This is a genomic window from Cupriavidus basilensis, assembly GCF_029335485.1.
GTDB classification, from domain to species: Bacteria; Pseudomonadota; Gammaproteobacteria; order Burkholderiales; family Burkholderiaceae; genus Cupriavidus; species Cupriavidus basilensis_E.
Window position 1 is genome coordinate 1 of record NZ_JARJLM010000253.1, and the last position, 13,746, is coordinate 13,746.

The 13,746-nt window shown below is 69.9% G+C and carries 11 protein-coding genes; 5 read left to right on the top strand and 6 right to left on the bottom strand.

What is annotated here, in order from left to right; genetic code table 11:
- A partial coding sequence (locus tag P3W85_RS14360) for an FAD:protein FMN transferase (RefSeq protein ID WP_276265271.1) occupies positions 1-586 on the top strand: 586 nt, incomplete at its 5' end.
- Complete coding sequence (locus P3W85_RS14365; RefSeq protein WP_430869545.1) at positions 583-2,286, top strand: sulfite reductase subunit alpha; 1,704 nt, start codon at positions 583-585, stop codon at positions 2,284-2,286. The genes P3W85_RS14360 and P3W85_RS14365, both read left to right, overlap by 4 nt.
- Before the next feature lie 56 nt (positions 2,287-2,342).
- On the opposite strand, the gene P3W85_RS14370 is transcribed toward P3W85_RS14365, so the two are convergent.
- The 6 genes from P3W85_RS14370 to P3W85_RS14395 all read right to left on the bottom strand — a co-directional run bounded on the left by P3W85_RS14370 (position 2,343) and on the right by P3W85_RS14395 (position 9,565).
- Positions 2,343-4,463, bottom strand: a complete 2,121-nt coding sequence (locus P3W85_RS14370) for an acetate--CoA ligase family protein (protein WP_276265272.1) — start codon at positions 4,461-4,463, stop codon at positions 2,343-2,345.
- A gap of 72 nt (positions 4,464-4,535) precedes the next feature.
- Positions 4,536-4,895 carry a Zn-ribbon domain-containing OB-fold protein gene (locus P3W85_RS14375; protein ID WP_276265273.1) on the bottom strand — a complete coding sequence of 120 codons (360 nt, stop codon included), beginning with the start codon at positions 4,893-4,895 and terminating at the stop codon, positions 4,536-4,538.
- Between the two features lie 217 nt (positions 4,896-5,112).
- The gene (locus P3W85_RS14380) at positions 5,113-6,255 is read right to left on the bottom strand and encodes a thiolase family protein (protein WP_276265274.1); all 1,143 of its coding nucleotides are present in this window, start codon (positions 6,253-6,255) and stop codon (positions 5,113-5,115) included.
- A 26-nt stretch (positions 6,256-6,281) separates the two neighbouring features.
- The gene (locus P3W85_RS14385) at positions 6,282-7,535 is read right to left on the bottom strand and encodes an ABC transporter substrate-binding protein (protein ID WP_017225703.1); all 1,254 of its coding nucleotides are present in this window, start codon (positions 7,533-7,535) and stop codon (positions 6,282-6,284) included.
- Positions 7,536-7,633: 98 nt separating this feature from the next.
- Positions 7,634-8,686 carry a cyclase family protein gene (locus tag P3W85_RS14390; protein WP_017225704.1) on the bottom strand — a complete coding sequence of 351 codons (1,053 nt, stop codon included), beginning with the start codon at positions 8,684-8,686 and terminating at the stop codon, positions 7,634-7,636.
- A 3-nt stretch (positions 8,687-8,689) separates the two neighbouring features.
- Positions 8,690-9,565, bottom strand: a complete 876-nt coding sequence (locus tag P3W85_RS14395; protein ID WP_276265275.1) for an IclR family transcriptional regulator — start codon at positions 9,563-9,565, stop codon at positions 8,690-8,692.
- Between the two features lie 301 nt (positions 9,566-9,866).
- Between P3W85_RS14395 and P3W85_RS14400 the strand changes: the two genes are divergently transcribed.
- The 3 genes from P3W85_RS14400 (at position 9,867) to P3W85_RS14410 (ending at position 13,582) form a co-directional block, all read left to right on the top strand.
- On the top strand, positions 9,867-12,326 hold the full coding sequence (locus P3W85_RS14400) for a penicillin acylase family protein (RefSeq protein WP_276265276.1): 2,460 nt from the start codon (positions 9,867-9,869) through the stop codon (positions 12,324-12,326).
- A gap of 57 nt (positions 12,327-12,383) precedes the next feature.
- Complete coding sequence (locus P3W85_RS14405; protein ID WP_017224392.1) at positions 12,384-12,866, top strand: GNAT family N-acetyltransferase; 483 nt, start codon at positions 12,384-12,386, stop codon at positions 12,864-12,866.
- Between the two features lie 188 nt (positions 12,867-13,054).
- Positions 13,055-13,582, top strand: a complete 528-nt coding sequence (locus tag P3W85_RS14410) for a hypothetical protein (RefSeq protein WP_276265277.1) — start codon at positions 13,055-13,057, stop codon at positions 13,580-13,582.
- Positions 13,583-13,746: the final 164 nt, after the last annotated feature.

The following is a 13,746-nucleotide window of genomic DNA, read 5'->3' on the forward strand; positions in this document are numbered from 1 at the left end:
CGCCCGCGCCCTGTGCGGGTGGCAGCGCATCGTGCTCGACGAAGCCGCGGGCCGCGCGCGGCAGCCCGGCGGCGTCCGGCTGGATTTCTGCGCCATCGCCAAGGGCTTCGGGGTGGACGCGGTGTCGCGCTACCTGAGCGGGAAGGGCATCGCCAGCCATCTTGTCGAGGTCGGCGGCGAGCTGCGCGGCCACGGTGTGAAGCCCGATGGCCTGCCCTGGTGGGTGGCGCTGGAAAGCCCGCCCGGGACGAGCCCGGCCATGCAGGACACGCTGGTCGCACTGCACGGCCTGTCGGTGGCCACCTCCGGCGACTACCGGCGCTATTTCGATAGCGATGGCCGCCGCTATGCCCATACCCTGGACCCGCGCACCGGTTATCCTGCCAGCCACGCGCTGGCCTCGGTCACGGTGCTGCACCCGCAATGCATGCTGGCCGATGCGTATTCCACCGCGCTGACCGTGCTGGGGCCGGAAGCCGGCATGGTGTTCGCCCGCCGGCACGCGCTGGCGGCGCGTTTCCTGATCCGCCATAGCAACGGCTTCGAGGAACGCCTGTCACCCGCCTTCGAGGCCATGCTCTCATGAACCCGCCAGATACGGCCTCCTCCCTTTCGCTGGACGCGCCCGACGCCGGCAGCGGCACGGCCGGCGCGCGTGCGCAGCCTCACGCAAGCCACGCCGGCAAGCGCATCCGCGTGATCGACGCGGTGATCGCGCTCGGCGCGCTGGCGGGCCTGGCCGGGGTGGCGCTGGCTCTCCTGGCCCCGAGTCGCTACGGCATGGCCGCCGGCGTGGCGATCGCCTACGCCGGGTTCTGCACGGCGGTGATCGGCCGGCATCGCCGGCGCCATGCCCGCGCAGGCTCGCTGGCGCAGGCCACGGCGGGCGCTACGCTGGTGGCCTATGCCAGCCAGAGCGGGTTTGCCGAGCAGCTCGCACTGCAGACCGCGCAGGCGCTGCGGGATGCCGGCGAGCCCACGCAGTTGTTGTCCTTCGCCGATCTGGAAGCCGGCTGTCTTGGCCACTGCCGCCAGGCGCTGTTCGTCGTCAGCACCACCGGCGAGGGCGACGCGCCCGATAGCGCATCGGGCTTTGCGCGCCGGTTGACGGCAGCGGCGGGCCCGGGGGGCCTGCGCGCGCTGCGCTACGGCATGCTTGCGGTCGGCGACCGCAGTTACGCCAACTTCTGCGCCTTCGGCCACACGCTGTCGGCATGGCTGCAGCGCCAGCACGCGCAGCCGCTCTTCGATATGGTGGAGGTCGACAACGGCGACGCCGGCGCGCTGCGCCACTGGCAGAACCACCTCAGCGCGCTCAGCGGCGGCGCCGAGATCGCCGACTGGGAAAAGCCGCGCTATGCCGACTGGCTGCTGCACGAGCGCCGCCTGCTCAACCCCGGCAGCCCGGGCTCGCCGGCTTTCCACCTGGCGCTGGTGCCGGCCGCCGGGAGCGTGCCGGCATGGCAGGCCGGAGACATTGCCGAGATCGGCCCGCGCCACGCACCGGCCGAGGTGGAGCGCATGCTGGCCATGCTTTCGCTCGATGGCGGCACGCCGGTGCGCTGCGATGGGGTGGCCACCACGCTGGCGCAAGCGCTCGCCACCCGCATCGTCCTGCCCGACGCGCATCTCGCCGCGCTGGCCGGCGTGGCGCCGCAGCGCCTGGCGGACACCTTGCCGCCGCTGCCGCATCGCGAGTATTCGATCGCCTCGTTGCCGGAAGACGGGCGGCTGGAATTGCTGGTGCGCCAGGCGCGCCACGGCGACGGCCGCCTCGGCCTGGCATCCGGCTGGCTGACCGCGCACGCGGAGCCGGGCGCGGCCATCGCCCTGCGCATCCGCGCCAATCGCGCCTTCCATCCGCCTGCCGACGATCGCCCGCTGATCCTGATCGGCAACGGCACCGGGCTGGCTGGGCTGCGCGCGCATCTCAAGGCGCGCGCGGCGGCCGGCCGCTATCGCAACTGGCTGCTGTTCGGCGAGCGCACCGCGCAGCACGATGCCTTCCACGGCGACGAGCTCGCGGCGTGGCAGGCGCAGGGCGTGCTGCAGAGGCTGGATCTGGTCTTCTCGCGCGATGGCGGCGCGCTGCGCTATGTGCAGGACGCCGTGCACGCGTCGGCCGGTGCCTTGCGCGAGTGGGTCGCGGCCGGCGCGGCCATCTATGTCTGCGGCAGCCTGCAGGGCATGGCCGCCGGCGTCAACGCGGCGCTGTCCGAGGTGCTGGGCGAAGAGGCGCTGCTGCGGCTGGGCGAGCAGGGCAGGTACCGGCGCGATGTCTATTGATGCATGATGCATGAGGCAGCGGTGCCGCGCTGCCCCATGCATGGCCAACGCCCGCTTCAGGCCGGTGGCGCGGCCGCCGCCATCTCCATCAGCGCATCCACCACCATCGCGCCGCCCGCGCTCACCATCACCGGGTTGAGGTCGATCGAGCGCAGTGCGCCGCCGGCCTCGTGCATCAGCGCGCCCACGCGCACCGCGATCCGGCACAGCGCCGCCACATCCACGGCCGGCTCGCCGCGCACGCCTGCCAGCAGCGGCGCAATGCGCAGGCCCGCAATGGCGCGCGCCACCGCGGCCTCGCTGCACGGCGCCAGCAGCATGGCCGTGTCGCGCAGCACTTCCACGTACTTGCCGCCGTCGCCCACCAGCACCACCGGCCCGAACACCGGGTCCCAGTGCGCGCCCACCATGCATTCGCGCTGGCCGCGCTCCATGCGCGCCACCACTACGCCTTCGCAGGTGGCGCCGAGCTTTTCCAGGATACCGGTCTGCTGCAGGAAGGCTTGTGCCACCGCATGCTCGTCGTTGCAGTTCAGCGCCACCAGGCCATGCTCGCTCTTGTGGGGCACCTGCGGCGAGCTGGCCTTGACCGCGACCGGTCCCTTCAACTCGCGCCATGCCGCTACCGCCTCGTCCACGGTGTGGCACAGCTTGTGCGGCACCACCGGCATGCCGGCCGAGGCCAGGCGTGCCAGGCTCGCCGCCTCGCTCAGCGTGTGGCCGGCCGTGTTCGCTGCCGCGTGCGCGGCGTTGCGCGCCGGTGGCCGGTGTGCCGCCACCAGCGTGTCTTCGGCTGCCACGTCGCGCAGCAGTTGCTGGTGCGCGGCCAGTTGGGCGAAGGCGGCCAGCGCATCGGCCGCGCTCGCGTAGGTGGGCACCCCGGCGGCGCGGAAAGCCGTCGCCACCGGAGGCTGCCAGGCCGCCACCGCGATCGGTTTGCCGGCGCTGTCGGCAAAGCCGGCGGCGTCGCGGGCGAAACGCGGCAGGTCGTAGCCCATGCCGGCCACCGGGATATCCAGCAGCAGCAGGTCGGCGGCGGGGTCCGTCGCCACCACGGGCAGCACCTCGCCGATCAGGCCGCTGTTGGTCAGCAGCGCGGCGGTGACGTCGACCGGATTCGCGGTGGCGGCAAAGCCGGGCAGGCGTTCGGCCAGCGCCGCCTGCGTGGCCTGCGCCAGCGGCGCCAGCGCCAGGCCGAGCGGTTCGGCGGCGTCAGCGGCCATGACGCAGCTGGCGCCGGAATTGCTGACCACCACCAGCCGCTGCCCGCTGGCCTGCCAGCCACGCAGGTAGAGCGGCGCGCAACGCGCCAGCGCATGGGCATCGTCCACGCGCCAGATGCCATGGCGCGCCAGGAAGGCGCCCACCGCGCGGTCTTCGTTGGCGATGGCGCCGGTATGCGAGGCCGCCGCGCGTTGCCCGGCGCTGGAGCGGCCCGCCTTTACCGCCACCATCGGCACGCCGCGCCGGCGTGCCACCGCGGCGGCTTCGGCCAGCACCGCGGGGTCGGTCAGGCTTTCGAGATAGAGCAGGATCAGCTGCACGTCGGGATCATGCGCCACGGCCAGCGCCAGTTCGCTGACCGTGATGTCGGCCTCGTTGCCGGTCGCATGCATGTGCCGCACGCCGATGCCCTGTCCGCGCAGCAGGCCGTAGACCATGGCGCTGACGCCGCCGCTCTGGCTCACCACGGCCACCGGGCCATCCTGCGGCGGCACTTCGATAAACATGGTGGAGAAGCTGGCAATGGTGCCGGTGCCGAAGTTGGCCAGGCCCTGGCTGTTGGGCCCGACCAGGCGTAGCCCGGCGCCGGCCGCGGCGCGCACCATCTCGTCCTGCTGGCGGCGCCCCTCTTCGCCCGCTTCGCCGAAGCCCGAGGCGATCACGATGGCGGCGGCCACGCCAAGGCGCGCGCAGTCGCGCACCGCCGACACCGCCGCCTCGCCGCTCACCACGACGATGGCAAGCTCCGGCACCTCGGGCAGCGCGTCGAGCGAGGCGTAGGCGGGCAGGCCCTGGATGGTGCTGCGCTGAGGGTTCACCGGATAGAGCTTGCCGGCGTAGCCGTGCTCGCGCATGTAGTGGATGGGCCGGCCGCCGATCTTGTGGATATGGTCGGAGGCGCCGATCACCGCGATCGAGCGCGGCGCCAGCAAGGCTTGCAGGGTCTGGTTCATGATGAGTGCGATCCGGAAGCAGGGTCGGGGGCACGGGTTGCCCCGTTGTCTGACGCGAGTGGAGCGATCCGGCTACTCGCGCTGGAAACGCAGCAGCGTGCGCTCGCCGTGGCGCAGGAAGCCCGCGCGCACACGTTCGCCGATCGTCACGCCGGGCTCGGCATGCGCCATCACGCGCGGGCCTTCATCCAGCGTGGCGAGCACCAGCGTGTACGGCGCCAGCGCGCGGAACGCCTCGGTTGGCGCGCGCGCGACTTCGGTGACGGCATGGATGATGGCGCGGCCGCCGGCGTCGCGCCAGGCCAGCCGCGTACTGCCGCACGCGCGGCACGCATGGCGCTGCAGCGGCTGCCAGGCATGGCAATCCTCGCAAGACTGGTAACGCACCACGCCGGCGTCGAGGCCTGCCTGGTAGGGATGTGCGGTACTCATGGCAGTGTCCTCGGCGAAGGCGCTATGCGTAGCGCTGGCGTGCTCCCCGCTCCCGCTTGCGGGAGTCCCCGGCGCGCAGGACGCGCCGGCTTGCACGCCAGGAACCGAGGCGCCCTCGGGTCACTATTGCTACAGCAATGCCTTGAAACTGATGAATCCAACGACTTGGAAGAGGCTCCTGGGCAGGGGAGCAAGGCGGTGGCCGGTGTGGATCGTCTCATGCCGCCTCCAGCACCAGGCTCACGTGTGAGGAGAGCACGCCCCCATCCGCATGAAACAGCGCACGCCTGCGCGCAGGCAGCTGGCGCGTGCCCGCTCTCCCTGCGAGCTGCCGGGCGGCCTCCGCCAGATGCATCAGCCCGCCCGCCACCCCCGAGTGGCCGAAAGCGAGCAGGCCGCCATGCGTATTGAGCGGCAGCGCGCCATCGCGCCCGAAGTCCCCGGCCGCGAGCCGCGCCGGCGAAGCGCCGCGCCCGGCCAGGCCAAGCTCCTCGAGCAGCATCGCCAGCGTGATGGTGAAGGAGTCGTAGATGGCAAGGTAGTCGATCTGCGCCACCGTGTTGCCGGCCTCTGCCAGCGCGCGCCTCGCAGCATCGGCGGCGCCCGTGGCCAGCACGCTGTCCAGCGTGCACAGGTGCTGGTGGCGATGCGCCTGGCCCGCGCCCGTGATGCGCACCGGCGTGCCGCTGCCGGGCTCGGCGGAAATCACCACCGCCACCGCGCCATCGGAGATCGGGCAGCAATCCGATAGCCTTAGCGGCGTGGCGATGGGCTTGGCGGCGCGTGCCGCGTCCAGCGTCATGGGCTCGCGCAGATGCGCATCGGGGTGCCCTGCCGCGTGCTCGCGCATCAGCACCGCGAAGCCGCTGAGCGCGTCGGCGTGCATGCCGGTCTCGGCCAGGTAGCGCGATGCCAGCAGCGCATAATACGCCGGCACCGACGCACCGTTGGGCACTTCCATGTCCGGCTCGCCGACCTGGGCCAGCGTCTGGATGGACTGGTCGCGGCTCTGCCCGGAGAGGCGGTTCTCGCCAGCCACCACCAGCACGTTGCGGCAACGGCCTGCGCGCACCAGCTCGCGCGCCAGCATGGCCATCACGCCGCCGGTGGCGCCGCCCGACGCCACGCCGTGCGCATAGGCGGGATCGAGCGAGGCGTACTCGCAGAAGCGCGTGGCCAGCATCAGGTGGGGCAGCGTGGTGGCGTAGCCGCACAGCACGCCGTCGATGTCGGCGCGGGCCAGGCCCGCGTCGGCCAGCGCCGCGTCGGTGGCGGCCGCCATCAGGGCCAGCGGCGAGCTGCCCTCGATGCGGCCGAAGCGCGTATTGCCCGCGCCGCGCAGGTAAGCTGCGTTCTGCATATGGCCCCTATCCGCACGCTGGCTTGTCAGCGTTTCAGCAGCGGGCACTGCGACTTCGACACCGGCATGAAGGCCTGGTCGCCGGGGATGGTGGCCAGCAGCTTGTAGTAGTCCCACGGATACTTCGATTCGGCCGGCGTCTTGACCTCGAACAGGTACATGTCGTGGATCATGCGGCCGTCTTCGCGGATGCGGCCGTTCTTCGCGAAGAAGTCGTTGATCGGCATTGCCTTCATCTGCTTCATGACGGCCCCGGTCTCGTCGGTGCCCGCCGCCTGGATCGCCTTCAGGTAATGCATCACCGAGGAGTAGGTGCCGGCCTGGCTCATGTTGGGCATCTTCTTGAGCTTCTCGAAGTAGCGGCGCGACCAGGCGCGGGTGGCGTCGTTCATGTCCCAGTAGAAGCCCTCGGTCAGCAGCAGCCCGGACGCGGTCTTCAGGCCGATGGCGTGGATGTCGTTGATATACAGCAGCAAGCCCGCCATGCGCTGGCTGCCGTTCCTGGTCAGGCCGAATTCGCTGGCCGCCTTGATGGCGTTGACGGCATCGCCGCCGGCGTTGGCCAGGCCCACCACCTGTGCCTTGCTGGCCTGCGCCTGCAGCAGGTAGGAGGCGAAATCGCTGGCGCCGATGGGATGGCGCGCCGCGCCCAGCACCTTGCCGCCGGTCTCGTTGATCACCGTGGTGGCCGATTCCTGCAGCGTGTGGCCGAAGGCGTAGTCCGCGGTCAGGAAGAACCAGGTCTTGCCGCCGCGCTGCACCACCGCGCGCGCGGTGGAGTTGGCCAGCGCGTAGGTGTCGTACGCATAGTGGACGGAAACCGGCGTGCACAGGTCGTTGGTGATGCGCTCCGTGCCGGGGCCGGAGAACACCACGATGCGGTTCTTCTGCTTGGCGACTTCCAGCACCGCCAGCGCGGGCGCCGACGCCGCCACGTCGAGGATGGCGTCCACATGGCCGGTATCGAACCATTCGCGTGCCTTGCTGGCGGCGATGTCGGCCTTGTTCTGGTGATCGGCCACCACCAGCTCGATCTTCTTGCCCAGCACCTTGCCGCCGAAGTCGTCGATGGCCATCTGCGCGGCGGTGGCGCTGCCGCGCCCGGTCACGTCGGCGTACAGGCCGCTCATGTCGAGGATCAGGCCGATCTTGACCTCGTCGTCGGAAATGCCGCCTGGCTTGGCCGCCTGGGCGTTGGCCAGGCCGGCACCGCACAGCAGCGCGGCAGCCAGGGCCAGCGCACCCAGCGGGCGGCGCAGCAGCGAATGGGTTCGGTTCATGGTGGTCTCCTCCAGCGTGGCCTCTCGGGCCTGCTCTCTTTGTGGTACTTGGGCGGAACAGCGGGGCGAAACAGCGGGAACGGCGCGGTGCCGCTTCGCTAAACGGTGGCGATCGGCGTGGTGGGCGATCCCACCGCGCCCGGCAGCCGCAGCGGCGGCGCCGTCAGCATGAAGCGCGAGCGCTGGTTGGCACGCAGCCACTGCGCCAGTTCCTTCAGGTACCACAGCTCGCCCAGCGGCAGGCCGAGCTTGAACAGGCAGTGGTGATGCAGCGGCAGCAGCGGATGGTTGTGGCCGGCGGGCGCTGGCCGCGCGGGATAGCGCTCCACCGCGTAATTGTCGGCGATCAGCGCGGCGATGCCGGCATCGGTGATCCAGTTCAGGAGCTTGTCGTCGCGGCCGTCCAGCGCGCAGCAGGTGTGATGCAGCACCGTCTCGTCCGGCTCGCGCTGCATCGACAGCACCACTTCGGCAAAACCGGTACGCAGCAACAGCATGTCGCCGGGCTCCACCTCGATGCGGTCGGCTTCAAGCACGCGCATCAGGTCGTCATAACCCACATTGCGGAAGTCCTGGCCGAAGGCATGCGCCAGGTCGACCAGCACGCCGCGCCCCTGCATGCCCTTCACCGCAAAATTCTCGATGCCGAGCGCGCGCGCCTCGCTGTGGTCGTGGCCGCAGGCATGGGCGGCGAAGTGGTCGTCTTCCGCATAGTCCACCGGGCCGACGATATGCTCGTTGGCGCGATAGCCGTTGTAGTAGACGCGCTCGGGGCGGCCATCGCCGTCGGCGTCGAACAGCGCGCCGACGTGGGCCAGCGAGTCCCATTGCGTGGAGTATTGCAGCGAGAGCAGCACCTGGTCGTCGCTGATCACGTCGGTGGCGGCAGGATCGACCTTGGCCAGCGGGAAGTTCACATAGGGGATGTCGTCGCGGAAGGTGGGCCGCAGCACCGGCGGATGCCGGCGCGGGTTCAGCTTGTTGCCGCCGGGGTAGTCGAGCGGCAGCGACAGGCAGAACGACAGCCCGGCCTGGATCTCGCGCGCGCCCCTGAGGACTTGCTCCGCGCCGATCAGGTTGACGCGGCCAAGCTGGTCGTCGGGGCCGAAATCGCCCCAGTTGGAACCCTGCGGTCGTTGCTTCCAGCGCATGTTCTATGCCTCCGGTGATGGGTTGGGGGTGGCGGCGGAGGTCTTCCGCGTTGCTGCCGTCGTCGGCGCCGTTGCCGGCATCGAGGGCTGCGCGCCATGGCGGCGCCGGGCCGCAGCGGCATGCGCCGCCGGCGGTGTCCATGCCGCACAGATGGTCTCGGCTTCGCGCCGCAGCGCGCGCGCCAGGGCGGGCTCGCGTTCGGTGATCCGTTCGTTGAGCGCGGCGATGCTGATGGCGCCGAGCGGATAACCGTCCGGGTCCGGCAGCGCCACGGCGATGCCGCCCATGCGCTCCACCACCACATCGAGCAGCACCGCATAGCCGCGCGCGCGGGTGGCCTCCACTTCGCGCAGCAGCAGGGCGTGGTCGATGCGCGGATAGCGCTTGAGCGCGGGCGCGATGCAGCGCAATGTGGCTTCCACCTCGGCATCGGGCAGCGCCGCCAGCAGCGCCAGGCTGCCCGCGCCCACGCCCAGCGGCCGCCGGCTGCCGACGTCGAGATAATTGGCGCGGATCGGGAACGTGCCGGGGCGCAGTTCCAGGCAGACCGATTCCCAGCCGCTCGGCACCGACAGGATGGCGGTGTCCTCGAAGGCATGGGCAAGCCGGATCAGCGCGGGACGCACGATGGCGCGCGGGTCGATGCGGCGCACGCTGGCCGCGCGCAGCGCCAGCCATTCGGGGCCCAGCGTGAAGGCCTTGGTATCGGGATCGCGCTCGATAAAGCCCTCCGTTGCCAGCGTGTCCAGCAGGCGCAGCGCCGACGCCTTGTCCACGCCGGCCGCGCCGGCCAGGTCGGTCAGGCGCGTATTGCGCGCGTCCGAGAGCGCGCGCAGCAGCCTGCAGGCCTTCTGGAGGGAGGTAGTCGGGACCGTCACTCGCGCGCACTCCGGGGTGGGCAGGTTTCGGAGAGTGAAACCGTTGTCGAGGTTATAGACCTATGAGTAAGGCTCGTCATTCTGCGGTGCATCAAAGTTTTGCCTGATGAAATTCCAGGCCGGGCCCGCCAGGCGGGCGCCTGCCCCCCTCTGGCGGAGCCCGGACTATCCCGAAATATGGCGCAAACCGGCCTGCCGACCACGCCGGCCGCAGCGACTTCCGCTATCCTTGGCGGCGATCCGCCGTGCCAGCCTGCGCGCGGCCTGAACAAATGCGATCCCCGTGTCCAAAGGAGTCCCCATGGTTTGCCGAGCCCGCCGCCTTGCGGCCGCTCTCGTTGTGAGCGTCCTGAGCGCTGTTACCGCCGCGCATGCCGTCACGCCCGCCGGCCAGGCCGTGCCACCGGTGGCCTCCACCGAGCGCTTCCAGGTGGCCGGCCTGGAAAAGCCCGCCAGCATCCTGATCGACCGCTGGGGCGTGCCGCATATCTACGCCAATACGCTGTACGACGCCTTCTATGTGCAGGGCTTCATGGCCGCGCGCGACCGTCTGTGGCAGATCGACCTGTGGCGCAAGCGCGGCCTGGGCGAGATGGCAAGGGACTTCGGGCCAGCCTATGTGGAAGGCGACCGCATGGCGCGCGCCGTGCTGTTCCGCGGCGATATGTATCGGGAATGGCTGGCCTATGGCTCGGACGCCAAGCGCGTGGCCGAGGCCTTCGTGGCGGGGGTGAACGCCTATGTGGCGCAGACGGAAATCAAGCCCGAGCTGTTGCCGCCCGAGTTTCGCCTGCTGAACTACAAGCCGGCGCGCTGGCGGGCGGAAGACATCGTGCGCATCCGCCACCACGGGCTCACGCTCAACGTCAGCGGCGAGATCAATCGCGCGCAGGTCTACTGCCATGTCAAGCCCGATGCGGTACGCGCGGACTGGGTGCAGCGCGAACTGGACCCTCCCGTCCAGCCCAGGTTGCCGGAGGGGCTGGACCCGTGCTCGATTCCCACCGCCGAACTGCGCCGTGCCTACGAGCTGGCTACGGCAGCGCCGCGCTTTCCCAAGGAATGGTGGGCCTCGGCGCAGGCGGATGGGGTTCCGCATGAAGCGCTCTATGCGGTACTCGACACCAACAGCGACACCGCGCGCAGCCTCGGCTCCAACAACTGGGTGATCTCCGGCTCCCGTACCGCCACCGGCCGCCCGATCCTGGCCAACGACCCGCACCGCGCGCACGGCGCGCCCGGGCTGCGTTATATCAGCCACCTGAATGCACCGGGCCTGTCGGTGATCGGTGCCGGCGAGCCCTTCCTGCCCGGCATCTCCATCGGCCACAACGAAACCGTGGGCTTTGGCCTGACCCGTTTCTACGTCGACCAGGAGGACCTGTACGTCTACGAGACCAATCCGGCGCAGCCGCACGAGTACAAATACCGCGGCCGCTGGGAACCGATGGAAACCGTGACCGAGGATATCGCTGTCAAGGGCGAAGCCGCGCCGCGCAAGACCACCATCGAATTCACGCGGCATGGCCCGGTGCTCTATGCCGATGCCAAGGCCAATCGCGCCTTTGCGCTGCGCGCCGCCTGGCTGGACCTGGGCATGGCGCCGTATTTCGGCTCGATGGACTATATGCGGGCGCAGAACTGGGACCAGTTCCGCGCCGCCATGAACCGCTGGGGCGCGCCCGGCGAGAATCAGGTCTATGCCGACCGCGACGGCAATATCGGCTGGATTCCCGGCGGGCTCACCCCGATCCGCCCGAACTGGGACGGCCTCACGCCGGTGCCGGGCGATGGCCGCTACGAGTGGGCCGGCTACCGCAATATGGACGAACTGCCGTGGGCCTTCAATCCGGCCGCCGGCTACGTGGTGACCGCCAACGAGAACACCATCCCGCCCAATCATCCTGCCGCCAGGATGGGCGTGGGCTATGAGTGGAGCGACACGGCGCGCGCGCGCCGCCTCAAGAGCCTGGTGGCGGCCAACCCGCATTCGACGCTGGCCGACAGCATGGCCTGGCAAAACGACACGACCTCGCTGCCCGCGCTGCGCGTGGTGGCGCTGCTGGCCAATGTGCGCAGCGACGACCCGCAGGCGCGGCGCGGACTGGAACTGCTGCGCGGCTGGGACGGCAACGAGCGCGCCGACAGCGCGCAGGCAGCGCTGTTCGAGGTGTGGTTCAGCAAATACCTGCGCCCGGCCGTGGTGCGCGCGGCGCTGTCGCCCGAAGGCGGCCGCCTGGCGGGATATGGCGACGCCAGCCGCGTGCTGGCGGTGCTGGAGCGGCCGGACCCGTGGATGCCGGTGGAGCGCCGCAACGAGATCGTGGTCGCCTCGCTCAAGAGCGCCATGGCCGAAGTGGAGCGTAAGCTCGGGCCCGACCCGAAGACTTGGCAATGGGGCCGGCTGCACACCGCGGTGTTCGCTCATCCGCTCGATCCGATCCTGGACGGTGCGGGGCGGCAGCGCTACGACGTGAACGCCGGGCCGATCGGCGGCTCGTCCTTCACGCCGATGAACACCAGCTATCGCAACAACGACTTCCAGCTCACCGCGGGCGCATCGTTGCGCATGGTGCTGGACGTAGGCAACTGGGATGCCTCGCGTGTGGTGAATGCGCCGGGGCAGTCGGGCAACCCGGCCAGCCCGCACTATCGCGATCTGGCACCGCTGTGGGCGAAGGGGGAGTATTTCCCGCTGCTTTACACACGCAAGGCGGTGGAGAAGGAAAGCCGTGAGCGGGTGGAGCTGGTGCCGCAATAAGAGAGAGCCATCGACCCCGGTGCGGGTCGATTTCGTCCATCCTGAGATTGAGCCGTCATGGAAACCTTGGTCATTCGCCGCGCGGGCATCGAAGATGCCGCCGGCATCAGCGCGCTCGCCACCAGCGTGGCACATTACTTCACGATCTCGCCCGATGGCGAAGGTGCGGAGTCGTTCCTCGCCAGTCTGTCGCCGGATTCCATTGCCGGCTATGTATCGAGCCCGCGCTACCAGTACCTGGCCGCTTATCGTGGCGAACAGCTGGCGGGCGTGGTCGCCGTGCGCGACCACGCCCATGTCTTTCATCTGTTCGTGGCGCCGCGGTATCATCGGGCCGGGGTGGCCAAGCAGCTCTGGCAGGCGGCTCGTGCCGCCGCGCAGGGTGCGGGCAAGGTGCGCGAATTCACCGTCAATTCCAGTCCGTTCGCCACCGCGGTGTATGAGCGCTTCGGCTTCGAGGCCGTGGGCCCGCGGGCCGAGACGAAGGGCATCGCCTACGTGCCGATGCGGCTGATCGTCGGCGATGACGCTGGCGCATAGCTTTTCCCAGGGCTTGTGCTCAAGCCTGGCACGGGCAGGGCACTCACGGCAGCGGCAATCAGTGCATGAAACAGCAAGCGCATCGCGAACGTTTGCCGGTGGTGCGGGTACGCCGGCGCGGTTGATCGGCCGGATCTCCACAACTGGCGGTTTGCACGGATCGGGATGGCGCGGAATCCAGGGGCGAAATGACGAAAAAGACTTATGCCGACTTCCTGCGGGAGCGATATCCTGAAATCGTGCCGCTTGCCGAATACTATGCCGCCATCGGCGCGGGCGATGGCTACGGGACTGCAAAGGCCGACCTGGATGGCGAATCCGTGCTCGCTTCCAATTTGTTTGCCTATGCCCTGCGCAGCGAGGTGGGCATGCCGGACGATCATGCCTGGGCGCGGCGCATCTTGTCCGGCGATATCAATGTCGAGGACGAAACGCTGCTTGCCCAGGCGGCGCAGGCGGTGGAATATCTGCAGCAGTGCAAAGTGGACATCGGCCGCCTGACGCCGCTGATACGCGCCATCCAGGCGCAGGTGGTCGCCAATGTGGCAGCGGTGCTGGACCAAGGGCCGGAGATCTCATGCCTGCCGCTGCCGGAGGGCCGGCGCACGCACTGGCAACTGGTCGAAGTGGACGATGACGGCTCCTACGGCGCGGAAATCTCCGGGCTGCACGAGATGCTATCCCCCGGCAGCTCTCCACCGGCGCGTAGTCAGTAAGCGCCAGGTTCAACGCACCGGCAGCGAGCCGGGCCCGAACGGGCGCGACGGCTGCAATCAGAAGGAAATGCCGTCGAACTCGGGCACCGCCGGTCGGTACCGCAGGTTCTTCAACCATGCCTTGAGCTTCTTGATGCCCGTATGCGACGGCCCCATGGACACGG

Bases quoted from the DNA above. Each gene is read 5' to 3' on its own strand.
- P3W85_RS14365 (WP_430869545.1), top strand. From the start codon at position 583: ATGAACCCGCCAGATACGGCCTCCTCCCTTTCGCTGGACGCGCCCGAC.
- P3W85_RS14370 (WP_276265272.1), bottom strand. From the start codon at position 4,463: ATGAACCAGACCCTGCAAGCCTTGCTGGCGCCGCGCTCGATCGCGGTG.
- P3W85_RS14375 (WP_276265273.1), bottom strand. From the start codon at position 4,895: ATGAGTACCGCACATCCCTACCAGGCAGGCCTCGACGCCGGCGTGGTG.
- P3W85_RS14380 (WP_276265274.1), bottom strand. From the start codon at position 6,255: ATGCAGAACGCAGCTTACCTGCGCGGCGCGGGCAATACGCGCTTCGGC.
- P3W85_RS14385 (WP_017225703.1), bottom strand. From the start codon at position 7,535: ATGAACCGAACCCATTCGCTGCTGCGCCGCCCGCTGGGTGCGCTGGCC.
- P3W85_RS14390 (WP_017225704.1), bottom strand. From the start codon at position 8,686: ATGCGCTGGAAGCAACGACCGCAGGGTTCCAACTGGGGCGATTTCGGC.
- P3W85_RS14400 (WP_276265276.1), top strand. From the start codon at position 9,867: ATGGTTTGCCGAGCCCGCCGCCTTGCGGCCGCTCTCGTTGTGAGCGTC.
- P3W85_RS14405 (WP_017224392.1), top strand. From the start codon at position 12,384: ATGGAAACCTTGGTCATTCGCCGCGCGGGCATCGAAGATGCCGCCGGC.
- P3W85_RS14410 (WP_276265277.1), top strand. From the start codon at position 13,055: ATGACGAAAAAGACTTATGCCGACTTCCTGCGGGAGCGATATCCTGAA.